Raw genomic sequence first — 24,976 nt, 5'->3', positions numbered from 1 at the left:
TTCTACTTGCTGCGCCGGCGGTAGCGCACCTTGGCCGGGCGGGCCAGTTGCACCACCATCTTGGAATGGTCGTTGCGGTAGGTCTCCGGCGGCTGCGACATCTCGAACTCGTACTCGCGCAGAAGAACCGAGAAGATCGCCTTGATCTGCATGGTGGCGAAGGCCGCCCCCACGCAGCGGTGCCGGCCGGCCCCGAACGGGATCCACGTCCAGCGGTGAATGACGTCCTCCTCGCGCGGTTCGTTGTAGCGTTCCGGCACGAAGTCGTTGGGCTCGGGGAAGTTCTCGGGGATCCGGTTGGAGACTGCCGGTGAAGCCGCCACCATGTCGCCTTCGTGGATCGGGTAGCCGCAGACCTCGAACTCACCCTTGGCCACCCGCATCAAGATGATCAGCGGAGGATGCATGCGCAGGGTCTCTTTGAGCACGTTCTCCAGATTCGGGATCTGGCGCAGCGCATGGAAACTCACCTCGCCGCCGTCGGCGTAGAGATCGTCCAGTTCCTTGATCACCGTGGCGTGCGCCTCGGGGTGGCGCAGCATCTCGATCAACGTCCAGGCGCTGGTCCCCGAGCTGGTGTGATGCCCGGCGAACATCATCGAGATGATGATCCCGGTGATCTCGTCGGCGGAGAACCGCGGGTTGCCGTTTTCGTCCGGGATCGACACCATGACGTCGATCATGTCCCGGCGCTTCTTATCCGACTCCGGGTTGGCCAGTCGGCCGTTCATGATGCCCTGCACCAGTTCGACCAGCTTGACGCGGGCCTCGTCACGGCGACGGAAGCTCTCGATCGGCAGGTACGGGTCGACATAGCACAGCGGGTCGGTGCCGTTCTCCAGTTCGTAGTACAGCTGGGCGAACCGGTTGTCGAGTTCTTCGCGGAACTTCCGCCCGATGAGGCACGCGGTCGAGGTGTAGATGGTCAGCTCGGCGAAGAACTCCAGCAGGTCGATTTCACCCTCGTCGCCCCAGTCGGCGATCATCTGGCGTACTTCGTGCTCGATGGTGCTCGCGTGACGCTTCATGTGCTCGCCGCGAAGTGCGGTGTTGTGCAACATCTCCGCGCGTCGCTCCGGCGGAGCGTCGAACACCACGCCGTTGCCGAAGATCGGTGTCATGAACGGGTAGGCCGCGGCCTGGTCGAGTTCGTCGTCGGTGGAGCGGAAGAAGAACTCGTTGGCTTCGGCGCCGGTCAGCAGCACCACCTTGCGGCCGGCCAGGTCGAACCAGCCCACGTCGCCGCATTCGTCCCGCACGCGCTGCATCAACGCGATCGGATCGGTGCGGAACTCTTCGAGGTGGCCGTGTTCGGCTTCGCCCCCGGAGACCCGGGGAACCTCGGTGGTCAGCGTCGATGGCGCCACTCCTCCTCCGCCGGCTCCGCTAGCTCCGCCGGCGGCATCGTCGATGTCGCGGGTCATGACGGCATTCCTTCCTCGCCCAGTTGCAGGTTCTGGCGATCGGAGGCGGTGTCGCGCAGCGGGGCCTCGGGCTGCACCTCCATGTCGACGACGTGTGCACCGCGCGGAGTTTCGGCGACGAACGCGATGGCGCGAGCCAGGTCTTGTGGGCGAAGGAAGTAGCTGTGCCGAGCCTGGCCCCACTTGGCCCAGTCCTCGAGCATCGGCCCCACCTGCTCGGCCGACAGCTTCCAGCCCATCTCGGTCAGGGTCGGACCCGGGTGGACGATGGAAGCGCGTACTCCGGTGCCCTCCAACTCCATCCGCAGGTTCTTCACCATCGCCACCAGTGCGGCCTTGGCCGCGCCGTAGGCGCCCATGTGCGGACGCTGCTGCAATGCCACATCGGAACCGACGAAGATCACGTCGCCGCGCTGGCGGGCGACCATATCCGGCAACACCGCGGTGGCCAGCCGGTTGGCGCCGATCAGATGTACCTGAATCTGATCGTTGAACGCCTCGGTGGGCAGCTCATGAATGCGTCCGGGGAACATGTCGCCGGCGCCGGAGACCAGCAACTCGATCTCACCCAGCGCATCGATGCTCTGCGCCACAAAGGATTTGACGGAGTCTGCGTCGGTGACGTCCAGGTTGAACGCGACCGCCTCACCGCCGTTGTCGCGGATCTTGCTGACCAGGTCGGCCAGTTTGTCGGTCCGTCGGGCGCCGAGGGCGACTGGGAATCCGCGGCGCGCCAACTCTTCTGCGGTGGCGGCGCCGATACCCGAGGATGCGCCCGTGACGATGGCGGGCCGTCGGTCCGGGGATGGGTCGAAACGTGGCATTTATGCCTCCTTGACGGTGATGGGGAGATCGGCGAAGCCGCGCACGTTGGACGAATGCACCCGCACGGCGTTGGCCTCGTCGACCTGGTAGTCGCTGATCCGGCTGAAAAGTTCGTCGAGCGCCACCCGGGCCTCCATTCGGGCCAGGTGTGCGCCGAGGCAGAAGTGGGCGCCGCTGCCGAAACTAAGCAGCTTGGAGCCGATGTCGCGTCCGATCCGGAAGGCGTCGGGGTCGTCGAAGACCCGCTCGTCACGGTTTCCGGAACCGGGCAACAACAACACCACCGAGTCGGCCGGAATGGTGGTGCCGTGCAGCGTGTAGTCCTCCGCGACGGTGCGGGCCAGGATCTGGCTCGGGGTGTCGTAGCGCAGTGTCTCCTCGACCCATAGCGGGATCCGAGACCGGTCGGCGAACACCGACGTCAGCTGGTCGCGGTTGCGGTGGCCCCAATAGACGGAGCTGCCGAGCAGCTTGGTGGTGGTCTCGTTGCCGGCGATCACCATCAAGAACAAGAACGCCAGGATCTCCTGGTCGCCAAGCCGGTCGCCGTCGACCTCGGTCTCCAGCAGGGCTGAGGTCAAGTTGTCGGCCGGATTCTTCTTGAAGTCGGCGATCATCTCGTTGTAGTAGGTCATCAGATCCATCGATGCCTGGATCGCCGACTGCGGGACATCGGTCACCCCGTCCTCGCGGTGCAGCACCCCGTCGGCAAGTTCCCGGATCCGGGCCCGGTCGGCCTCCGGCACACCCATCAGCTCGGAGATGACGTCCATCGGCAGCTTGCCGGCGAAGTCATTGATGAAGTCGAACGAGCAGGTGCCGTCGGAGCCGGGTTGGATCGCGTTGTCCAGATGCTGGCGTGCCAGCCGAACTACCTGGGGTTCGAGCTCGCGGATCCGGCGCGGGGTGAAGCCCTTGGACACCAGGGTGCGAAGCCGCAGGTGCTGAGGATCGTCCATCGCCAAGAACGACATCACCAGCTGCGCGTGGGGGCCGCGGGAGACCGGGTCCAGCGATACCCCGTCCCGGTTGGACAGCGCTTCGCTGTTGCGGAACCCGTGCAGCACGTCCTGGTGACGCGAGATCGCCCAGAAGTCGAGCTCTTCGTTGCGGTACACCGGGGCCTCGTCGCGCAGCCGCCGATAGTAGGGGAACGGGTCCTCGTGGAAGTCGTAGTCGTAGGGGTTGAGGACCGGTGGCTTGGAAGTCTGCGTTTGCAGGCTCATCGTGGTGCTCCTGATTCGAGGATCAGGCTGACGACGTAGGCCAGCCGATCGGTGATCTGGTGGTAGGTGAAGGCGCCGCTGCCGGCGTTGACCAGAGCGCCGAAGAAGGTCATCTCCAGGGCAGAGACCTTCTGGGGGTCCGCGTCCGGGCCGAACGCCGAGATGATGCGGCGGTGGATCTCCGCGCCGATCCGGTCGCGCACCGTGCGGACCGCTGGGTCGCTGTTGCCGCTGAGCAGTGCTGCCGTGCAGGCCGCCGCGACCTCGGGCTCGTCGGCGACCACCAGTGCCAGGTGCCGCAGCGCCTGGTTGACCCGACTTGGCATCGGCTCGTTGACGTCGGTGAAGTACGGCACCTGACGTACCAGGTCCAGGTACACCTCGGCGATCAGATGGTTCTTGGAAGAGAAGTAGGTGTAGGCGGTGGCCGGGGCAACCTTGGCGCGGGCAGCGACGGCGCGCACGGTCAGGTCTGCATACGACTTCTCCCGCAGCATCTCGACGCCCGCGCTCAGTACCTTGCGGAAGGTCTCCTCCTGGCGCCGGTTCCGGGGAGCGGGTGTGGCGCCGGGAGTCGCGGGGTCGGGAAAGGCAGCGTTCGTCGATGTGACTGCCGCCACCGATTCGCTGGACACCTGTCCAACGTAGCTGAAGGTCGATTTGTTAGGCAAGTCCCCTGGGAAATAACGGTTTCAGGCCAAGAGGGTTGCGGGGTTACCAACTCTGGGTCTAGGGTTCGAGCCGGTGATAACGGACATGTGTCCATTTTTCGCGGTGTTTCTTCACGGGGGACTGCGACCAAGCTGCGGGAGTGACTGATGGCGCTACTGGCTGACGGCATGAGCCGGCTGCTTATCGACGGCAAGCTGACCTCGGGCGGAGCCGGCGGCTTCGCCACCGTCAACCCGGCCACCGAAGAGGTGCTTGGTGAGGCGGCCAATGCCGACGCCGCCGACATGGATCGCGCGATCGGCGCGGCCCGGCGGGCATTCGACGAGACCGACTGGTCGACCAACACCGAACTGCGGGTGCGCTGCGTACGTCAGTTGCGTGACGCGATGCTCGACCATGTCGAGGAGCTTCGCGATCTGACGATCGCCGACGTGGGCGCGCCCCGGATGCTGACCGCGGGCGCACAGTTGGAAGGGCCGATCAACGACCTCAGCTTCGCCGCGGACACCGCCGAAAACTACGAGTGGACACAGGATCTCGGCCAGGCTGCGCCGATGGGCATCCCCACGCGACGCTCGGTGGTGCGGGAGGCGGTGGGCGTCGTCGGCGCCATCACCCCGTGGAACTTCCCACATCAGATCAACCTGGCCAAGCTGGGCCCGGCGCTGGCCGCCGGCAACACCGTCGTACTCAAACCCGCACCCGACACTCCCTGGGTCGCCGCGGTGCTCGGAGAGCTGATCGCAGAGAAGACCGACATTCCGCCGGGCGTGGTCAACATCGTCACTTCGACCGACCACGCGCTGGGTGCCACGCTCGCCAAAGACCCACGGGTGGACTTGGTTTCGTTCACCGGATCTACCGCCACCGGCCGCAGCGTGATGGCCGACGCCGCTGCCACCATCAAGAAGGTGTTCCTGGAGCTGGGTGGCAAGTCCGCCTTCCTGGTGCTCGACGATGCCGACCTGGCCGCGGCGTGCTCGGTGGCCGGATTCTCGGTCTGCCTGCACGCCGGGCAGGGCTGCGCGATCACCACGCGTCTGGTGGTGCCCCGGGCTCGCTACGACGAGGCGGTCGCCATCGCGGCCGGCACCATGGGCTCGATCAAGGCCGGTGACCCCTCGAAGCCCGGCACCATCTGCGGCCCGGTGATCTCGGCGCGCCAGCGTGACCGGGTGCAGAGCTACCTGGATCTGGCGATCACCGAGGGCGGCACGTTCGCCTGCGGCGGCGGTCGCCCCGCCGATCAGCCCGCCGGCTTCTTCATCGAACCCACCGTGATCGCTGGGCTGACCAACGAGGCGCGGGTGGCTCGCGAGGAGATCTTCGGCCCCGTGCTCACCGTGATCCCGCATGACGGCGATGACGACGCGGTGCGCATCGCCAACGACTCGCCCTACGGGTTGTCCGCGACCGTCTACGGCGCCGACGCCGAGCGGGCGGCGGGGGTGGCGGCCCGATTGCGCGCCGGCACCGTCAACGTCAACGGCGGGGTCTGGTACTCCGCGGACATGCCGTTCGGTGGCTACAAGCAGTCCGGCATTGGCCGCGAGATGGGCATCGCCGGGTTCGAGGAATACCTGGAAATCAAAGCCATTGCGACAGCAGCGAACTAACGAGAATCACCGGATCAAGGAGAACAAGCAGATGGGTCAATTCGACGACAAGGTGGCTATCGTCACCGGCTCCGGCGGCGGTATCGGGCAGGCCTACGCCCAGGCCCTCGCCGCCGAGGGTGCCGCGGTGGTGGTCGCCGATATCAACATCGACGGCGCGAAGACCGTGGCTGACCAGATTCTCGCCGACGGCGGCAAGGCGATCGCGGTGCGCGTCGACGTCTCCGACCTGGAATCGGCGCAGGCCATGGCGGATGCGGCCGTGGCCGAGTTCGGCGGAATCGACTACCTGGTCAACAACGCCGCGATCTTCGGCGGGATGAAGCTCGATGGCCTGCTGACCGTGCCGTGGGACTACTACGAGAACTTCATGCGGGTGAATCTGGACGGCGCACTGATCTGCACGCGGGCCGTCTACGAGCACATGGCCAAGCGGGGCGGCGGCGCGATCGTCAACCAGTCCTCCACCGCGGCATGGGTGTACTCGAACTTCTACGGTCTGGCCAAGGTCGGGGTCAACGGCCTGACCCAACAGCTCTCCCGTGAACTGGGCTGGCGCAACATCCGGATCAACGCGATCGCACCCGGCCCGATCGACACCGAGGCCAACCGGGTCACCACCCCGCAGGCCATCGTCAAGCAGATGGTGCAGCAGCTGCCGCTGGCCCGGATGGGCACGCCGGAGGACCTCGTCCCGATGTGCCTGTTCCTGCTGTCGGACCAGGCGTCGTGGATCACCGGCCAGATCTTCAACGTCGACGGCGGACAGATCATCCGCTCATGAGCAGCCCCGAAGAACAGCCCCGCCTCGGTTACATCGGCCTCGGCAATATGGGTGCGCCGATGGCCAAGCGTTTGGTCGAGTGGCCCGCTGGGGTAACGATTTTCGACCTGCGGACCGAGGCAATGACGCCACTGGCCGAGGCCGGAGCCAGTGTCGCCGGCAGCGTTGCCGAGGTCGGCGCGAACGCCGACATCATCAGCATCACGGTCCTCGACGACGCCCAGGTCCGCCAGGTGGTCGCCGAACTGGTGCCCGCGGCGAAGCCGGGCACCGTGTTTGCGATCCACTCGACGATCGCCGACACCACGGCCGCCGAACTGGCCGAGGAACTGAAGCCGCACGGCATTCACGCCGTCGACGCACCGGTCAGCGGTGGTGCGGGTGCGGCGGAGAAGGGCCAACTGGCCACCATGGTCGGTGCCGATCGCGCGGTCTACGAGCAGATCAAGCCGGCATTCAAGCAGTGGGCATCGTTGGTGATCCACGCCGGGGAACCCGGCGCCGGTACTCGAATGAAGCTGGCGCGCAACATGTTGACGTTCACCGCCTACGCAGCGGCCGGCGAAGCCATGAAATTGGCCGAGGCGGCCGGACTCGATCTGCAGGCGCTGGGCCGGGTGGTGCGCCACACCGATGCGCTCACCAGCGGCCCTGGCGCGATCATGCTGCTGGATTCGACCGCACCGCTGCCGGCGGACCACTTCCTGTACAACGCCTTCACCCACACCCGGGGACTCGGCGAGAAAGACCTCAGCCTCGCACTGGGATTGGGAGAGGCCACCGGGGTTGACCTTCCGCTCGCCCGGGTGGCGCTCGCCGAACTCGCCGCGGGACTGGGCGTGCCGCACTCCAAAGACTAGGAGAGATCTGATGGACGAACTGCGCCGTACCGGGCTGGCCAAGATGAACGAGGTCTACGCCTGGGAGATGCCCGACATGCCGGGCGAGTACTTCGCGCTCACCGCCGATCACCTGTTCGGCCGGATCTGGAGCCGCCCCGGACTTTCCATGCGCGATAAGCGTCTGATGACGCTGACGGTGGTGACCGCGGTGGGGGAGAAGGACCTGGCCGAGATCCAGGTCAACGCCGCGCTGCACAACGGCGAGCTGACCGAGGACGAGCTGCGCGAGATGGCCATCTTCATCACCCACTACGTCGGCTTCCCCCGCGGATCCGGGCTGAACGCCGTGGTGGAGAAGGTGATTGCCAAGCGCAATAAGGCCGCCGCCGAGGGCAAGGGCGAGGACAAGAAAGCCAACGTCGCAGCCGTGCTGGACAAGCAGAAGGGCAAGTGACCGAAAACCTGCTCGCCGGACGGGCAGCCGTCGTGGTCGGCGGCAGCCGCGGCATCGGGCGAGCGGTGGCGCAGCTACTGGCGGCGTGCGGTGCCGGCGTGGTGGTCAACGGCCGGGACCCGGGAGCGGTGCAGGACACCACCGAGGCGATCGCCGCATCGGGTGGGCGGGCCGTCGGCTTGTCCGGAGCGGCCCATGTCGAGGCGACCGCCGTGGCGCTGACCCAGGCCTGTCGGGAGGAATACGGCAGCGTTGACGTGCTGATCAACTGCGCCGGCGTCGCCGAACCTCCTGGCTCCTCGATCTTGTCGGTGTCCACCGAGCAATTCCAGGACCTGCTCGACGCACATTTGGGCACGGCTTTTCAGACCTGCCGGGCCGCCGCGCCGATCATGGTCGAGCAGCGCCGTGGCTCGATCATCAACAGCGGATCGGTGGCATTCCTAGGCGATTACGGCGGCACCGGATATCCCGCCGGCAAGGGCGCGATCAACGGCCTGACCGTGGCGGTGGCCGCGGAGCTCGCGCCCCACGGGGTGCGGGCGAACGTCGTTTGTCCGGGCGCGAAGACCCGGTTGTCCACCGGGGACGACTATGAGAACCACATCCGCGACCTGAACGCCAGGGGTCTATTGGATGAGATCAGCATGCAGGCTTCGCTGGAGCCGGCCCCGGCCGATTACGTCGCCCCGCTGTACGCCTACCTGGCCAGCGACCTGTCCGCCGAAGTGAGCGGATCGGTTTTCCTGGCTTCGGGAGGCTTCCTGGGCCGCTTCGAGCGGCCGGTTCCCGCGGTGCTCGGATACCGCGATCACCAGCGCTTTTCGCCCTGGACCGTCGACGAACTGCACACCATGGTGGCAAGCCGCTGACACGCCAGGGGCGTCGCTTCTCAACGCTGACGCCACGGATGTTCAGCCGCTTACGTCGGTCGTCACACCGGGGGTGACCGTTCGGTGCTTCTGACGCGTGGTTGTCTGGTCCGCTGCGAAGCGCGACCCGTCGGGATCTGAAAGTCAGGTGTGGCTGGCGCACGGGCGTCTAGTCGGGTGACGTTGGCGGGCCTCATCCTCGCTTCTTGGCCGGAACACCGGACGAATCCCCTGGTGGCGAAGATGGCGCACAAGTGGACGAAAGTCGCCGCCGGGTCACCCGCGGCGCCTCAGGCACGGCCCGAATTTGTCGGACTTCGAAGGATCAGGGCCACTTTCCTTGGGCTAAATTGACGTTTCCGTTAGTAAGCCTATGAGTGATTTCACTTTTTTAGTCCATAGTGATGGACTTCATTTCCGATTTGAACGCGACCAGGTGTTTTAGGGCTGTTTAGGTCGCGAGTTTTCCACGACAAGGCACTTCTCTCCGTTTTCGAGTGGCGGGTCCCGCTACTCGTCGGTAGCTTCCGTCTTCGCGGAATCTGTCCGCTTCCTCAGGTTGAGGACACGCCGTTCCGGGAGCAGGTAAGACGTGACTCGTCAGCACAACAGCAAGGCCCTTGGCCGTTCGATGGGCCAGCAGGTGTGCGGCGACGTTCTTCGTTCGTCCGGTCGGGGTGCGGTGGGTCGGCGTGTGGTGGGTGCGTCGAGTGTTGTGGCGGCGTTTTTGGGGTTTGGGGTGGGGTCGGTGCCGGTGGCGTCGGCTGATGGTTTTGATTTGTTGGATCCGGGGTTTTGGTCGGAGTTGGCGGATCCGGGTTCGGCGTTGTGGGTGGGGTGGGCGGATCCGGGTGCGGCGGATGCGGGCAACTTCTTGTTCGAGGCGTTTGAGCAGTTCGATGTGGCGGTGGCGTCGTTTTATCACGATGACTTGTATCTGCCGCTGTACAACCTGACGCAGGATTTCATTGCTGGTAATCAGCAGTTTTTGGACTTGGTGAACCAGCCGTTCGTGGACTTGTTCGGTCGGGAGTTGATCGGTAACGGTGTCGATGGCTTCTCGGGTGCGAATGTGTCGTTGCTGGGGGCGTCGGGGTGGTTTGGAAACCTTGGTGATGGCGGTTTCTTGTTCGGTGATGGTGGTGCCGGTGCTGCGGGGGTGGCCGGGATCGCTGGGGGTGTCGGTGGTGCCGGTGGTGCTGCGGGCTTGTTCGGCAACGGCGGTGCTGGTGGTGTCGGTGTTGAGGGCGGCGATGGTGGCGCTGGTGGTGCCGGGGGTTGGTTGTTCGGTGACGGCGGCACCGGTGGCGCCGGCGGGGCCTCCATTGACGCGTTGATTGCTGGCGGTAATGGTGGTGCCGGCGGTGATGTGATCAGCCTGTTCGGGTTCGGTGGCAATGGTGGTGCCGGGGGTGCGGGCGCGGCCGGCGGCACCGGTGTGGCCGGTGTCGAGGGCGTACTGGGTGCGCTCAATGGCACCGCCGGAGGCGACGGTCTGACCGGTGGTGTGGGTGGCAATGGTGGTGCCGGGGGTGCGGCCGGCTTCGCGCTCGGTCTGGGCGGCGTGGGTGGGGCCGGCGGCGCCGGGGGCACCGGTGGCACCGGCGGTGCCGGTGGCGCTGGCGCGATCAGCCTCGATGATGTGGGCGGCAATGGTGGCGTCGGCGGCAACGGTGGTGATGGTGGTGTTGGTGGCCGTGGCGGTGTCGGTGGTGTCGGTGGGCATTTCGGTGCCGCCGGTAATGGCGGGGCCGGGGGGAATGCGGGCTTAGCCGGTGATGGTGGCGCCGGTGGTCTCGGTGGTGATGGCCTGCTCGGTGGTGGTGATGGTGGCGATGGCGGCGCCGGTGGTGCGATCGGCACCATCGCCGGTGCTGGTGGGGCCGCCGGTGAGAAGTTCATGGCGTGGATGTGGGGCAACGCGGGCCGTCCGGGCGCTGATGGTCTGGTCCCGTCGGGGGTCAGTGGCAATGGTGGGGTCGGCGGTAACGGCGGTCACGGCACCGGGGTCTTGGCCACTGGTGAGGGCGCTTCGGGTGGCAATGGTGGTGCCGGTGGGGATGGTGGTGCGCACGGCAACGGCGCCACCGGTGGCCTCGGCGGTAACGGCTTCACCGGCCTAACCGGTGCCAATGCCACCACGGCGGGTGGTTCGGGGCTCTCCGGCGGCATTGGCGGTCATGGTGGCAATGGTGGTGCCGGCGGCTCCGGTGGTGCGGTCGCCGGTAACGCCGGCAACGGTGGAGCCGGCGGTAAGGGCGCAGCTGGGGGCGCTGGGGGCTCCGGCGCCGATGGCACGACAGGCAGCTTTGCTGATGGTGGTGATGGCACGGGTGGTGCCGGTGGCGATGCCGGCAGTGGAGGCGCCGGTGGCCAGGGCGGCGTCGGGGGTGCCGCCGGCAGCAGCAGCCATGGCACCGCCGGTGCTGCGGGTGCCGGTGGTGCGGGCGGTGATGGTGGCAACGCCGGGACCGCGGGTGCCGGTGGCCAAGGTGCGGCCGGCACGGCGGAGCATCCCGATGCCGGTGATGGTGGTGCCGGTGGCAAGGGTGGGGACTTCGGTGCCGGCGGCACCGGCGGTGCTAACGGTGATGGCACCGGCCAGGCCAGCAACGGCCTGAACGGGACGGGGAGCACCGGCGGCAATGGTGGCGCCGGCGGTAACGGTTTCCTAGGCACCAACGGCCTCGCCGAGGCTATTAATGGCACCGGTGGTGGCCACGGCGGCAATGGTGGTGATGGTGGCGTCGGTGGTCTGACCGCGGATGGTTCGCAGGCCGCTGCGGGTGTCGGTGGTGCTGGTGGTGATGGTGGTGCCGGCGGGAATGGGTTCAACGGCGACAACGGCGCGGTCCCGGGCGGTGATGGCACCCATGCTGGTGCTGGCGGCGCCGGCGGCAACGGCGGTACCGGCGGCCACGGGTCTGTTGAGGGTGCTCATGGTGTGGGCGGTTTGGGTGGCAACGGCGGCAATGGGGGTAACGGCGCTGATGGTGGGGATGGCGCTGATGGTGATAGCGAGCATGCGGGTGGGTTCGCCGGCCAGGACGGCGGCGCCGGTGGCAACGCCGGTAAGGGTGGTGCCGGCGGCGACAGTGGCGGCGGCACTACCTCGGCCAGCGGTGCTGATGGGGTGGCCGGGATTGGTGGCAATGGTGGCCGCGGCGGCACCGGCCTTGATGGCAGCAACGGCACCGCCGACAACCCCGATGGCACGGCCGGTGCCGCCGGTGGCGCCGGCGGTAACGGCGGCCAGGGTGGTTTGAACACTGATGGCAGCGCGGCTGCGTCGGGTAATGGTGGTGCTGGTGGTTTAGGTGGCCGCGGCGGTAACGGCCTCAACGGGACTAACGGGGATGAGCCTGGCTCGGCGGGCACCCGGGGCGGCAATGGTGGTGCCGGCGGTGCCGGTGGTGTCGGAGGCACCGGCACCGTGGAGGGTGTCCACGGGGCCGGCGGGGTCGGTGGTAACGCCGGCAACGGCGGCAACGGCGCGAACGGCGCCAACGGCGCCAACGGCAACGCCGAGCACACCGCCGGCTATGCCGGTGGTGATGGCGGCGCGGGTGGTAACGCCGGTATCGGTGGCGCTGGTGGTGACAGTGGTGGCGGCACCACCGCCGCCAACGGCAGTGACGGGGTTGCCGGTAAAGGTGGTGCCGGCGGCCTGGGTGGTACTGGCCTCGACGGTGTGAACGGCAACGCGCAAAACCCCGATGGGACCGCTGGTGGGGCTGGCGGTGCCGGTGGTAACGGCGGCGCTGGTGGTATCGAAGCCGACGGGGTCACGCGGGCCGCGCAGGGTGCTGGCGGCGGCGGGGGCGCCGGTGGCCGCGGTGGCAGCGGCTTCAATGGGACTAATGGGGCGACGCCGGGTGCTGATGGCACCCGCGGTGGCAACGGTGGCGCTGGTGGTGCCGGTGGAATCGGCGGCACCGGCTCCAACACTGGTGTCCACGGTGTGGGTGGTGTGGGTGGTAACGCCGGCAACGGTGGTGCTGGTGCAGATGGCGCTAACGGCGCCAACGGCACCACCGAGCACACCGATGGTTATGCCGGTCAAGACGGCGGCAAGGGCGGCAACGCCGGCACCGGCGGCGCCGGCGGCGACAGTGGTGGCGGCACCACCGCCGCCCACGGCAGTGATGGCACGGCCGGCACCGGCGGCAACGGCGGCGTCGGCGGCCGGGGTGCCGACGGCACGAACGGCACCGCTGGCGCGATCGATGGCACTGCTGGGGGCAATGGTGGTGCTGGTGGCAATGGTGGTCAGGGTGGTCTGAGCGCGGACGGTGTTAGCCGCGCCGCTGATGGTGATGGCGGCAATGGTGGTGCGGGTGGTGCTGGCGGTCATGGCGCCAATGGTGGGGTCGGCAGTAGTGGTGGTGCTGGCGCTGATGGTGGTGACGGGACTGCGGGTTCGTTCGATGGTGGTGCTGGTGAGCGTGGTGCCGATGGTTCGGCGGGTACGCGTGGTGGCAATGGTGGTGCCGGCGGTGCTGGTGGTGTTGCCGGTGCTGGTGCCCACGAGGGTGTTGCCGGTGTTGGTGGCGTGGGTGGTAACGCGGGCAGTGGTGGCAACGGTGGTGATGGTGGTGCCGGTGGTCGCGGTGGGGATGGTTTTGAGCAGTCCGGTGCGGGTCTTGCTGGCGGCAATGGTGGTGCCGGTGGTGCTGGTGGAGATGGTGGGGCCGGGGGTGTGGCCGGTACTGCGGGCGCTGGTGGTGTTGGTGGTGATGGCACGCGGGCGGCTGATGGTGCGGTGGGCGCTGATGGTTTGGCGGGTCTTGGTGGTGTTGGTGGCAATGCCGGCAGTGGTGCCGATGGCACCGATGGGGCGGCGGGTCGTGATGGTCTAAGCGAGGGCAATACCTCGATCGATGGTGAGGTCGGGGGCGCTGGTGGCGCTGGTGGTGACGCCGGTGTTGGGGGCGTGGGTGGCTCGGGTCGTGACGGCCAGGCCGCAAATGGCAGTGATGGCACGGCCGGTGTTGGCGGCAACGGCGGCGTCGGCGGCCGGGGTGCCGACGGCACGAACGGCACCGCTGGCGCGATCGATGGCACTGCTGGGGGCAATGGTGGTGCTGGTGGCAATGGTGGTCAGGGTGGTCTGAGCGCGGACGGTGTTAGCCGCGCCGCTGATGGTGATGGCGGCAATGGTGGTGCGGGTGGTGCTGGCGGTCATGGCGCCAATGGTGGGGTCGGCAGTAGTGGTGGTGCTGGCGCTGATGGTGGTGACGGGACTGCGGGTTCGTTCGATGGTGGTGCTGGTGAGCGTGGTGCCGATGGTTCGGCGGGTACGCGTGGTGGCAATGGTGGTGCCGGCGGTGCTGGTGGTGTTGCCGGTGCTGGTGCCCACGAGGGTGTTGCCGGTGTTGGTGGCGTGGGTGGTAACGCGGGCAGTGGTGGCAACGGTGGTGATGGTGGTGCCGGTGGTCGCGGTGGGGATGGTTTTGAGCAGTCCGGTGCGGGTCTTGCTGGCGGCAATGGTGGTGCCGGTGGTGCTGGTGGAGATGGTGGGGCCGGGGGTGTGGCCGGTACTGCGGGCGCTGGTGGTGTTGGTGGTGATGGCACGCGGGCGGCTGATGGTGCGGTGGGCGCTGATGGTTTGGCGGGTCTTGGTGGTGTTGGTGGCAATGCCGGCAGTGGTGCCGATGGCACCGATGGGGCGGCGGGTCGTGATGGTCTAAGCGAGGGCAATACCTCGATCGATGGTGAGGCCGGGGGCGCTGGTGGCGCTGGTGGTGACGCCGGTGTTGGGGGCGTGGGTGGTTCGGGTCGTGACGGCCAGGCCGCAAATGGCAGTGATGGCACGGCCGGTGTTGGCGGCAACGGCGGCGTCGGCGGCCGGGGTGCCGACGGCGTTGATGGCACCCAGGCGACCGCGCCGGGTGGCGATGGCGGGGCCGGGACCAACGGCGGCAACGGCGGCAACGGCGGCGCGGCCGGAGCCGGCGGCCGGAACGCCGATGGCAGTGCCAGCGGGTTCGACGGCACTCAGGGCAACGGCGGCAACGGTGGTGACGGCGGCGATGGCGGCAACGGCTATCAGGGCCTCAACGGAGCCAACCTCGGTGACAACGGTCAAGAAGGCGGCAGGGGCGGCGCCGCAGGGTCCGGTGGCAATGGCGGGACCGGTGCAGTCGGCGGCGGCGGCGGCAACGGCGGCAACGGTGGCCACGGTGGCAACGGTGGCGAAGGCCGCGACGGCTACGACGCAGCCGGCGACGCGAACGCCGAGGCGGGCGCCCACGGTGGCAACGCCGGCAACGGCGGCAACGGCGGTGCCGGCGGCAACGGCGGTACGGGCGGCAACGGTGGAGCTTCCACGGCAGCCGGCGGCGTGGCAGGCGCCAACGGGAGCGGCGGCAATGGTGGTCACGGCGGCGCCGCCGGCACGCCCGGCGATGGCGGCGACGGCAAGACCGGTGACGCCGCTCACCTCGCGGGCGGTAACGGCGGCAATGGCGGCAACGCCGGTGCGGCCGGCGCGGGTGGAGAACGTGGCGCAGCCGGGACCGGCGGCAGCGCCGGTACTGGCAGTGCGGGCCAAGAGGGGCTGGCCGGTAGCGGTGTGACCGGTGTCGTCGGCAACGGAGGCAACGGTGGAAACGGCTACGACGCCGGCAGCGACGACCACGCTGCAGCGAGCACCAACGGCGGTAACGGTGGTGCTGGCGGCAACGGCGGTGACCGCGGCAATGGCGGTAACGGTGGCCACGGTGGCGACGGGACCGTTGGTGCTCAGGGCGCCGACGCCCAGAATCCAGGGGCGTCAGGAAACGCCGGCGGCACCGGCGGCTCCGGCGGTCAGGGTGGCGCCGGCGGAGCGAGCGGCACCCAGGCCGGCAATGCGGGTTCCGGAGGAAACGGCGGTCACGGAGCTAGCGGTGGCGCCGGCGGCAAGGGCAATGACGGAGCTACCGGCAGCTTCGCCAACGGCGGGACCGGCACCGGCGGCAACGGCGGCGACGGCGGCAACGGCGGTCAGGGTGGCAACGGCGGCGACGGTGGTGCGGCCGGCGCACTGAACAACGGCAGCGGCAGCGCCGGAGCGCAGGGCACTGGTGGCAATGCCGGCAGTGGGGGCAATGGCGCCAACCCCGGCGACGGCGGCAACGGTGCATCCGGGATCGCCACCCACACCACCGGCGGCAACGGCGGTAACGGCGGCAACGTCGGGCAGGCTGGCGCCGCAGGCACGGCGGGAGTCGGCTCGAACGGCAGTGGCCAAGCCGGTACCTCCGGCAATGCCCCCGCCGGCGTCATTGTCGGAAACGGCGGCGATGGCGGCGCTGGCTACACCCCGGCTCCTCCCGCCACCCCCGGCCAGACCGCGGCCAACGGGGGCGCCGGCGGCAATGGAGGCAATGGCGGCGACCACGGTAACGGCGGTAACGGCGGCACGGGCGGCAACGGAGCCGACGGCGCGGACGCCACCACCATGCAGTCCGGCGGCGGCCGCGGCGGCAACGGTGGAAACGGTGGCGCCGGCGGGAAGGGCGGCCTAGGCGGTTCGGTCATGGGTTCGGACGGCGAGGTCGGGGATGGCGGCAACGGCGGTGCCGGCGGCGCGGGTGCCACCGGTGAGTTCGGGGTCAACAACGGTTACGGCGGCACTGGTGGCACCGGCGGTAACGGGGGCAACGCTGGAGGAGCCGCCGGTCAGGTCGGCAACGGCGGCACCGGTGGTACCGGTGGCGATGGTGCTGACGGTGTGCGCGGCTACAACGGTGGCACCGGAGCTCAGGGCGGCAACGGCGGAACCGGCGGATTGGCCGGGACTGTCGGCCACGGCGGTGTGGCCGGCAACGGTGGCGCCGGTGGTGCGGGCGGAACCGGCGCGGCCGGCACCGTGACGTACGACAACGGCCAAGGCGGCAGGGGCGGAGCCGGTGGTCTCGGCGGCAACGCCGGCAACGGCACAGGTACGGCCGGTAACGGTGGTGTCGGCGGCGATGGTGGCGCCGGTGCCCACGGCCAAGTCGGCTACAACAACGGCTACGGCGGCAACGGCGGAAGCGGTGGGACCGGGGGGCTGGCCGGCACGGTGGGCTCTGCCGGCCAGGTGGGCAGCGGCGGTACCGGTGGGGCCGGGGGCGACGGTGCGGACGGCCAAGTCGGCTACAACAACGGCTACGGCGGCAACGGCGGTAACGGCGGCGCCGGAGGAAGCGCCGCGAATAGCACTGGCCAGGCCGGCGCCGGCGGTAACGGCGGGAACGGTGGTCATGGCGACGACGGTCAGCTGGGCTACAACAACGGCTACGGCGGTAACGGCGGCAACGGTGGCAACGGCGGGCAGAACGGGTCGGTCGGCACCGCCGGACCGATCGTCAGCAGTGGCGGCAACGCCGGTGACGGAGGCAACGGTGCTGACGGCACCTTGACCGCCAACAACAGCTACGGCGGAAACGGTGGCAGCGGAGGTAACGGTGGCAATGCCGGCGCCGCCACTGGCCAGGCCGGTTCCGGAGGGAACGGCGGTACCGGTGGAAACGGTGGGGCCGGCCGGATCGACGCCAACAACGGCTACGGCGGTAACGGCGGGCGCGGCGGTAACGGCGGAAACGCCGGAAGCATCGGCACCGGTGGAATCGGCGGCGACGGCGCCTACGGCGGCGACGGCGGAGCGGGTGCAAACGGCGACATCTATCGCAACAACGGCACCGGCGGCATCGGCGGCGCCGGTGGGGCCGGTGGTGACGCGGGCACCAGCAGCCCGGACGCTTCAGACGGCCGGAGTGCGCCCACGCAGGGCAGCCAAAACGGCGACGGCGGCAACGGAGGCGTCGGCGGTAACGGTGCCAACGGAGTCTCCGGAGTCAACGGCGGCAGCCCAGGAGTGGGCGGCGCGGGCGGTACGGCCGGCGCCGCTGGGACCGGTGGTTCTGGCGGCCAGGCCGGTTCTGGCGGCCAGGCTGGCGCATCGGGCGCCCCGGCCTGACCCGCTTGCCGGGCCGGGCAGTACGCGGCCAGAGGTATGCAGCGCCATCCGCAGGGATTGACGCTATATATCCTTTGTCTCGCGCCTCGCCGATGACGAAGCGAGGCGAACTCAGAGAGGAGTAGCGCCCATGCGCGTCCTGGTGATCGGTTCCGGCGCCCGGGAACATGCGTTACTCCTAGCCCTTCGCAATGATCCCAAGGTCGAGCACCTGGTGATCGCCCCCGGCAACGCCGGTACTGCGGCGGTAGCCGAGCAACGAGACATCGACATCACCTCGGCGTCGGCGGTCACCGCGTTGGCCCGCGACGTCGAGGCCGACCTTGTGGTGATCGGGCCAGAGGTGCCGCTGGTCTTGGGTGTGGCAGATGCGGTGCGTGCCGCCGGGATCGCCTGCTTCGGACCGTCGCAAGATGCCGCCCGCATCGAAGGCTCCAAGGCGTTCGCCAAGGACGTGATGGCCGCCGCCGGTGTGCGCACCGCCCGCTCGGAGATCGTCGACAGCCCCGCCGACCTGGATGCCGCCCTGACCCGGTTTGGTCCGGATGCCGGAGAGGCGGCCTGGGTGGTCAAGGACGACGGGTTGGCCGCAGGCAAGGGCGTCGTAGTCACTACAGACCGGGCTGCCGCCCGGGCACACGCCGCCGGCCTGCTCGACAGCGGGCATCCGGTGCTGCTGGAATCCTTCCTGGACGGCCCCGAGCTGTCCCTGTTCTGCATCGTCGACGGCGCCACCGTGGTACCGCTGCTGCCGGCGCAGGACTTCAAGCGGGTCGGCGACGGCGACAGCGGGCCCAACACCGGCGGCATGGGTGCCTACGCACCATTGCCGTGGTTGTCCCGCGAGGCTGCGGCCGGCATCGTCGCCGACGTCGTCGAACCCGTCGCGGCCGAACTTCTCCGGCGCGGCAGCCGCTTCACCGGATTGCTGTACGCCGGTCTGGCGATGACGTCGACGGGGCCGGCGGTGGTCGAATTCAATTGCCGCTTCGGCGATCCGGAGACCCAGGCGGTGCTGGCACTGCTGGAGTCGCCGCTCGGGCAGTTGCTGCATGCCGCCGCCACCGGCGGGCTGAGCGAGTTCGGGGTGTTGCGCTGGCGGGATGCGGCCGCGGTGACCGTGGTGCTGGCCGCGGAGAATTATCCCGGCCGCCCGCGCGTCGGCGACGTGATTGTGGGCGCCGAGGCCGACGGGGTGCTGCACGCCGGTACCGCACGCCGTGACGATGGGGCGGTGGTGTCCTCCGGCGGGCGGGTGTTGTCGGTGGTGGGCGTAGGGGACGACCTGAATGCCGCGCGTGCCGACGCCTACCGGATCCTCGACTCAATTCGCTTGCCGGGAAGCCACTTCCGCAGCGACATCGGCGCCGCGGCCGCCGAGGGGAAGATCCAGATCTGACCGCAGGGGCCTACCGCTATCCTTGGTGCCATGGCTGACCACACTGAACCGGAGACCACCGAATCCGAAAAGCAGGATCCGCCGGCGAAAAAGGCCGGCACGGAGAAACGGCGGTCAGCTCCCGCTCCGGCCCCGGCCCCGGCGCAGTCGAGTACCGGCCCCCTGCTGATCGCTGCGGCGGTCGGACTGGTTGCCGGGCTCATCGGCGGTGCCGCCGTGTCCGCTTTGTGGCCGTCCGGTAGCTCGTCCTCCGGGGGTTCTACCAAGTTCAGCAGCGAGCAGGTCAACGACGCCAAGAAGGACGTGTGCGGCGCGGTCGTGCTTGCTCGCCAAGCGGTGGCCAACAACATGCACATGAAGAACCCGGACCCGGAGAACCCCGTCGCCCAGCTCGCGGTGGCCGCCAACGCGCGGTTGTCGCTGACCGCGGGTGCGGCCTATCTGCGTGGCCGGCTTGAGGCGGACCCCGCGACGCCGCAAGACATCGTGGACTCCACCCAGAAGATGGCCGGTGCGCTGGAGCGTCTGAACCTCAGCTACCTTGTCGGGCAACCGAATACGGAGCGCGAGCAGCTGGGGCATGACCTCGATTCGCACATCACCACGCTGGGCAAGCTCTGCCAGTAACCCCGCTGGGGGTTAGCGATCAGAGCCCGAACAGGGCCAGTGGGTCCGTTGCGAACATCGCGCCGACGTCGTCGAGACCGGTGAAGGCGTCGCCCGGGTCGAGTGGGTTGGCGGCGTTGAAGATGCCGAACAGCGAACTCAGATCGATGTTGCCGAACGGCGTTACCAGGGTGTCGGTGATGGTGCCGTCGTCGCCCGGTGTGGCGATGTAGATGTTCTGCCAACCGCCGCCGAAGTTCAGGACGTCGTAGACCGTTCCCGCTGCGGGCAGCAGCGCGGCGTCCACCCCGTCGGCAGCGGCGACGCTGGCCACGGTGAACTCGGTGTTGGCCATCCCCAGCAGGTTTGACACATTCACACCGGTGGTGATGCTCCCGAGGTCGGTGGGGCTCGACCCGGAGTCGTCGTAGACAGTGAAGACCTGCGGGGCGAAGTCGATCGGTGTACCGCCACCAATGCCGACCGAGGCGCCGCCGAGGCTCAACAGCGGCCCGACGCCGAGCAGCGACGGCACGATGTTGAAACCCTCGTCCGAGCCGGTCAAGCCCAGGGTCGGGTCGAAGATGTAGCCGCCGAGGCTGAAGGCGTCGTCGCCGAGGCTGGGGTCGCCGACCTGCAGGCCGGCGAACGCGTCACCGGGGTCGAGCGGGTTGGCGGCATTGATGCCGCCGAACAGCGAGTCCAGGTTCATGTTGCCGAACGGCGTGACCAAGGTGTCGTGGACAGTACCGGGGGTGACGACGCCGTCGACGGTGACGTCCGGCGTCGCGGTGTAGACATTCACCCAGCCGCCGCCGAGGTTGAAGGCGTCGTAGACCGACCCCAGTACCGGTAGCTGCGAGGCGTCCACGCCATCAACCGGGGTGACACCTTGGATTATCAATTGCGTGTTCGTCATGCCCAATAGATTCGCCACGTCCACCGCGGTCTGGACGCTGCCGAGCTCGCTGCCACCGCTCCCGTAGACGTCGAAGTCCTGCGGCGCGAAGGCCTGCGGCTGGGTTTCGGGATACCCCAGGCTGAACACCAGCTGGCCGCCGCCGAGATTCAGCAGCGGCGGCAAGCCGGCGAGGGAATCGACCGGCGTGAAGCCCTCAGTCACCGTGCCGTCCTCCCCGGTGCTGAACGGGTTGAACGTGAAACCGCCGATGGTGAAGGCGTCGGCGCCGATACTGCTGTCGCCGGCCTGCAGCGGGGTGAACGCGTCACCCGGCTGCAGCGGGTTGGCGGCGTTCATGTCGGCGAACAGCGCGCTTAAGTCGGTGTTGCCGAACGGCGTCACCAGGGTGTCGGTCACGGTGCCGTTCGCGCCGGGGGTGGCGACATAGACGTTGTAGAAGCCATTGCCCAGGTTGAGTACGTCGTAGACCGTTCCCTTCTCGGGCAGCGCCGAGGCCTCGACGCCATCGGCTGGGGTGATGTCGAGGACGGTGAACGCGGTGTTGGACATGCCCAGCAGGTTGGCGACGGTCTCATTGGTGCTGATGCTGCCGAGCGATTCGGTGCCGTTGTACAAATCGAAGATCTGGGGGGCGAGGTCCAAACTGGTGGGTCCAATGCTCACCGACCCGCCACCGAGGCCCAGCAGCGGGGGAGCCAGGCTGAGTGGACCGACTGGGTCGAAACCTTTGGTGCCGGATGAGGTGATCGGGTCGAAGACGGTGCCGTCGATGGTGAAGGCGTTGTCGCCCGGGGCGGCGGCGCCCAGGGCGGCTTGCATGAGTGCCGCGGTGATCAGCCCACCGCCGGCGGTGGCAGCAACGGTGGCCGTCTGGATTCGTCGATTTGTCATCACAGGCCTTCCAATTGGTTCGGTTGGACTGGCATTTAATGGCACTCAGAATCAGTTGAGTTACCGGTGAGTACTTTTCGACGCTACCTCGCGTGTTCTTCGTCACACAAGGTTTCGCTGGGCTCAGATACCGGACAAATTCGACGATTTAGGAGACAGTGCGGCCGAATTTCCGGACATCCACCCAGATTCGCGGTAGGCGGAGCGCCGCCGTCGTTGCCCGCTTTTCGTACCAGCGGCGTTCGGAGGCTGAAGGATGCTTAGGCGGTCAGCAGGGGGGCGATCCAGGTCAACTCGGCCGGCAGCTGCGAGCTCCAATACGAGCCGTCGTGCCCGCCCGGGGAGAACCCGCCCGCCGGAGGGGTGGGCAGCTGGGCGATGAACGCCTGGGTCGCCGAATAGAACGGGTCACCGTTTCCGCAGTCCACCCGGATCGGGATCGAAGCCAATGCCGGCATCCCGAACACCGAGTTGGCCGCGAAGTCCGACGCGCCATCGAAAGCTCCCGGCGCTGTCGCTCCGGGCGTCAGCCACAGCGCGGGGCTGACCGCGCAGATCGCCGCGGTTCGGCGCGGGCCGAGCCGGCCCCCCAGCAGCAGGGCGCCGTAGCCGCCCATCGACCAGCCGATGAATCCCACCCGCGAAGTGTCCAGGCCCTGCTCGGCCAGTAGTGGCAACAATTCGTCGGTCACCATGGCCCCCGAGTCCTCCCCAGACGTGCGGCGGTGCCAGTAGCTCCCGCCGCCGTCAACGGCGACCACCGCGAACGGGGGAAGCCCGGCGTCGACAGCTTCGGCCAGGCCCTGCTCGACGCCGCCGGCCATCACCGTCGCGGCGTCACTTCCCTTGCCGTGCAGCGCAATCAGCGGACGCAACGCCCCAGTCTGGCCGGGCGGCCGGGCGATCGCCCAGTTGGTGGTGATTCCTCCGCGCGCCGCCGAGGCGAACGAGCCCGTCGTCATCGTGGGTGCGGCTTGCAGCGGGGCGGCCTGGGTGGGTCGCGCACTCAGTAGTGAACTCGCCCCCAGTGCGCCCGCGGTGCCCAGCATGGCCCCGGCGCGCAGTACCGCTCGTCGGCTCAACTCCGGCATGGCGGCCATCATGCCAGCGGGTTGCTGTTTGTCCGAAAAGGCGGAAACGCATGATGCTGCGCTACCCGGGCTGGCAGCATCTCTAGTCGTGATGACAGCAGTGACGCCCAAGGGCGAACGGCGGCGGTATGCGCTGATCAGCGCCGCCGCCGAGCTGCTGCGTGAGGGTGGATTCGATGCGGTGCGCCACCGCGCCGTGGCGCAGCGGGCCGGCCTGCCGTTGGCGTCGACGACCTATTACTTCTCGTCACTTGAAGACCTCATCGCGCACGCGGTGGAACACATCGGGATGTTGGAGGTCGCGCAACTGCGGGCTCGCATCACCGAGCTGTCCCGGCGCCGGCGCAGTGCCGAGACCACGGCGGACATCCTGGTGGAGCTGTTGGTGGGGTCGCAAGAGAACCCGGAGAGCGGTCCACAAGTAACCGAGCAGCTCATCTCCCGCTATGAGCGCTACATCGTGTGCTCTCGCCACCCGGCGCTGCGTGACATCCAGCGCCGTATCCTGCACCAACGGTCCGAAGCGGTCACCGAGGCCGTCGAACGCTCCGGACGGATCACGCGAGTCGAGATGGCCTATTCCCTGGTCTGCATGGTCGACGGCGCGGTGATGGCGGCGCTCGTCGATGACCTGCAGGGCCCGCGGGCGGCTGCCCGGGCCGCGGTCGTCGACGTCATCGATATGCTCGCTCCACTGGATCAGCGCGCAGTGTCGGCCTGAGAAGCCCACACGGTATGCTGCCTCGATCCCTTTGTCGCTCCTTAGCTACTGGCGGGTAACGAAGGGTTGGAGGCGCTTGGAAAAGCGCCGTAAGCGCCGTAAGCGCCGGAAGACGGCGAAGAGATGCGAATGTGGAGAGCTACGTCATGAATATCGGTGTCCTATCCGAGGCGCAGCCCGGTGAGACGCGTGTGTCGGCGACGCCGACGACGGTTGCTGCACTGACCAAGCTCGGTTACGACGTCGTAGTGGATTCCGGTGCCGGAGAAGCATCGTCCTTCTCCGACGCGGCGTACACCGAGGCCGGCGCCACCATCGGCGACGCCCGCGCCGCCGACATCGTCTTCGGTGTCAACGCCCCCTCGACCGAGCAGCTGGACGGGATGAAGCCGGGCGCGACGCTGGTCAGCCTGTTGGCCCCGGCCCTCAACCCAGATCGGGTGGAGGATCTGGCCCGCCGGCCCATCACGGCGCTGTCGATGGACGCGGTTCCCCGGATCTCGCGTGCGCAGTCGCTGGACGTACTGAGCTCCATGGCCAACATCGCCGGCTACCGCGCCGTGATCGAGGCGGCCCACGTCTTCGGCCGGTTCTTCACCGGCCAGGTGACCGCCGCAGGCAAGGTGCCGCCGGCCAAGGTATTGGTGGTGGGCGCCGGGGTGGCGGGCTTGGCCGCGATCGGCGCCGCCGGCAGCCTTGGAGCCATCGTGCGGGCCACCGACCCGCGTCCCGAGGTGGCCGACCAGGTCCGCTCGCTCGGCGGGGAATACCTGTCGATCGAATCGACCGAGACCGAGGTGTCGGCCACCGGCTACGCCAAGGAGATGAGCGACGACTACAAGGCCCGGGAGGCACAGCTCTACGCCGACCAGTGCGCCGACGTCGACATCATCGTCACCACCGCGCTCATCCCGGGTAAGCCCGCGCCGCGGATCATCACCGCCGACATGGTGGCGTCGATGAAACCCGGCAGCGTGATCGTCGACATGGCCGCGGCCAATGGCGGAAACGTCGAGGGCACCGTCAAGGATCAGGCCGTCGTCACCGACAACGGGGTGACGATCATCGGTTACACCGACCTGGCCGGCCGGCTGCCCGCGCAGGCCTCGCAGCTCTACGGCACCAACCTGGTCAACCTGATGAAGCTGATGACGCCCGGCAAGGACGGCCAGCTGGTGCTGGACTTCGACGACGTGGTGCAGCGGTCGATGACCGTGGTGCGCGACGGCGAGTCGACGTGGCCCCCGCCGCCGGTGCAGGTCTCGGCCGCCCCGGCCAAGGCCGCCGAAGCTCCGGTGGTTGCGCAGGCGAGCAAGGAACCGATGTCGGCCGGGCGTCGGCTGGGCGTGGTGGTCTCGGCCGCGGCCGTGCTGTTCGCGCTGGTCGCGCTCGCGCCGGCGGCCCTGCAGGTGCACCTGACCGTCTTCGCGTTGGCGATCGTGATCGGTTACTACGTGATCGGCCACGTGCACCACGCGCTGCACACCCCGCTGATGTCGGTGACCAATGCGATCTCGGGAATCATCGTGGTGGGTGCGCTGCTGCAGATCGGCCACGGCGACCCGGCCATCACGAGTTTGGCCGCCGCGGCGATCCTGCTGGCCAGCATCAACATCTTCGGTGGTTTTGCGGTGACCCGCCGCATGCTCGCCATGTTCTCTCGCAGCTAGGCGCTGCGCACCCC

16 protein-coding genes are annotated in these 24,976 nt (G+C 68.5%); 10 read left to right on the top strand and 6 right to left on the bottom strand.

Annotation, left to right across the window (positions count from 1 at the left end):
• Nucleotides 1-2 precede the first annotated feature (2 nt).
• The 4 genes from ACKY0X_RS19275 to ACKY0X_RS19260 are packed head-to-tail and all read right to left on the bottom strand — an operon-like array spanning nucleotide 3 to nucleotide 4,110.
• Nucleotides 3-1,424: a cytochrome P450 gene (locus ACKY0X_RS19275; protein WP_409427334.1), complete on the bottom strand. Its 1,422-nt coding sequence runs from the start codon at nucleotides 1,422-1,424 to the stop codon at nucleotides 3-5.
• Complete coding sequence (locus ACKY0X_RS19270) at nucleotides 1,421-2,248, bottom strand: SDR family oxidoreductase (RefSeq protein ID WP_409427333.1); 828 nt, start codon at nucleotides 2,246-2,248, stop codon at nucleotides 1,421-1,423. Before ACKY0X_RS19270 ends, ACKY0X_RS19275 begins: the two co-directional genes overlap by 4 nt.
• A complete protein-coding gene (locus tag ACKY0X_RS19265) occupies nucleotides 2,249-3,475 on the bottom strand; it encodes a cytochrome P450 (protein WP_409427332.1) in 1,227 nt (408 codons plus the stop codon).
• The gene (locus ACKY0X_RS19260) at nucleotides 3,472-4,110 is read right to left on the bottom strand and encodes a TetR family transcriptional regulator (RefSeq protein ID WP_409427331.1); all 639 of its coding nucleotides are present in this window, start codon (nucleotides 4,108-4,110) and stop codon (nucleotides 3,472-3,474) included. The genes ACKY0X_RS19265 and ACKY0X_RS19260 overlap by 4 nt, the downstream gene beginning before the upstream one ends.
• A 183-nt stretch (nucleotides 4,111-4,293) precedes the next feature.
• Here ACKY0X_RS19260 and ACKY0X_RS19255 point away from each other — a divergent pair, with 183 nt between their 5' ends.
• The 8 genes from ACKY0X_RS19255 (at nucleotide 4,294) to ACKY0X_RS19220 (ending at nucleotide 19,688) form a co-directional block, all read left to right on the top strand.
• Nucleotides 4,294-5,763, top strand: coding sequence for an aldehyde dehydrogenase (locus tag ACKY0X_RS19255; protein ID WP_409427330.1), 1,470 nt, complete (start codon nucleotides 4,294-4,296; stop codon nucleotides 5,761-5,763).
• A gap of 31 nt (nucleotides 5,764-5,794) precedes the next feature.
• Nucleotides 5,795-6,547, top strand: a complete 753-nt coding sequence (locus ACKY0X_RS19250) for an SDR family oxidoreductase (RefSeq protein WP_065041098.1) — start codon at nucleotides 5,795-5,797, stop codon at nucleotides 6,545-6,547.
• Nucleotides 6,544-7,407: an NAD(P)-dependent oxidoreductase gene (locus tag ACKY0X_RS19245; RefSeq protein WP_409427329.1), complete on the top strand. Its 864-nt coding sequence runs from the start codon at nucleotides 6,544-6,546 to the stop codon at nucleotides 7,405-7,407. The genes ACKY0X_RS19250 and ACKY0X_RS19245 overlap by 4 nt, the downstream gene beginning before the upstream one ends.
• A 10-nt stretch (nucleotides 7,408-7,417) precedes the next feature.
• Nucleotides 7,418-7,843 (top strand): carboxymuconolactone decarboxylase family protein, encoded by a 426-nt coding sequence (locus tag ACKY0X_RS19240; RefSeq protein WP_409427328.1) that lies wholly within the window; start codon nucleotides 7,418-7,420, stop codon nucleotides 7,841-7,843.
• Nucleotides 7,840-8,715, top strand: coding sequence for an SDR family NAD(P)-dependent oxidoreductase (locus ACKY0X_RS19235; protein WP_409427327.1), 876 nt, complete (start codon nucleotides 7,840-7,842; stop codon nucleotides 8,713-8,715). The genes ACKY0X_RS19240 and ACKY0X_RS19235 overlap by 4 nt, the downstream gene beginning before the upstream one ends.
• A 592-nt stretch (nucleotides 8,716-9,307) precedes the next feature.
• Nucleotides 9,308-17,662 (top strand): PE family protein, encoded by an 8,355-nt coding sequence (locus tag ACKY0X_RS19230; RefSeq protein ID WP_409427326.1) that lies wholly within the window; start codon nucleotides 9,308-9,310, stop codon nucleotides 17,660-17,662.
• Nucleotides 17,663-17,792: 130 nt separating this feature from the next.
• A complete protein-coding gene (gene purD / locus ACKY0X_RS19225) occupies nucleotides 17,793-19,061 on the top strand; it encodes a phosphoribosylamine--glycine ligase (protein WP_409427325.1) in 1,269 nt (422 codons plus the stop codon).
• A 30-nt stretch (nucleotides 19,062-19,091) separates the two neighbouring features.
• Nucleotides 19,092-19,688, top strand: coding sequence for a hypothetical protein (locus tag ACKY0X_RS19220; RefSeq protein ID WP_409427324.1), 597 nt, complete (start codon nucleotides 19,092-19,094; stop codon nucleotides 19,686-19,688).
• A gap of 19 nt (nucleotides 19,689-19,707) precedes the next feature.
• Here the strand turns inward: ACKY0X_RS19220 and ACKY0X_RS19215 are convergent, their stop codons facing one another.
• Nucleotides 19,708-21,480, bottom strand: coding sequence for a hypothetical protein (locus ACKY0X_RS19215; protein ID WP_409427323.1), 1,773 nt, complete (start codon nucleotides 21,478-21,480; stop codon nucleotides 19,708-19,710).
• Between the two features lie 260 nt (nucleotides 21,481-21,740).
• Nucleotides 21,741-22,583: an alpha/beta hydrolase-fold protein gene (locus tag ACKY0X_RS19210; RefSeq protein ID WP_409427322.1), complete on the bottom strand. Its 843-nt coding sequence runs from the start codon at nucleotides 22,581-22,583 to the stop codon at nucleotides 21,741-21,743.
• 79 nt (nucleotides 22,584-22,662) lie between these two features.
• On the opposite strand from ACKY0X_RS19210, the gene ACKY0X_RS19205 reads away from it, so the two are divergent.
• Together ACKY0X_RS19205 and ACKY0X_RS19200 are read left to right on the top strand one after the other, a co-directional pair.
• On the top strand, nucleotides 22,663-23,292 hold the full coding sequence (locus tag ACKY0X_RS19205; protein ID WP_409429703.1) for a TetR/AcrR family transcriptional regulator: 630 nt from the start codon (nucleotides 22,663-22,665) through the stop codon (nucleotides 23,290-23,292).
• A gap of 146 nt (nucleotides 23,293-23,438) precedes the next feature.
• Nucleotides 23,439-24,962, top strand: coding sequence for a Re/Si-specific NAD(P)(+) transhydrogenase subunit alpha (locus ACKY0X_RS19200; RefSeq protein ID WP_409427321.1), 1,524 nt, complete (start codon nucleotides 23,439-23,441; stop codon nucleotides 24,960-24,962).
• Nucleotides 24,963-24,976 lie beyond the last annotated feature (14 nt).

The organism is Mycobacterium sp. SMC-11 (assembly GCF_046250095.1).
Taxonomy (GTDB): Bacteria; Actinomycetota; Actinomycetes; order Mycobacteriales; family Mycobacteriaceae; genus Mycobacterium; species Mycobacterium heraklionense_A.
Note: the sequence above shows the minus strand (reverse complement) of the source record. Positions and strands in the feature narration are given on the sequence as shown.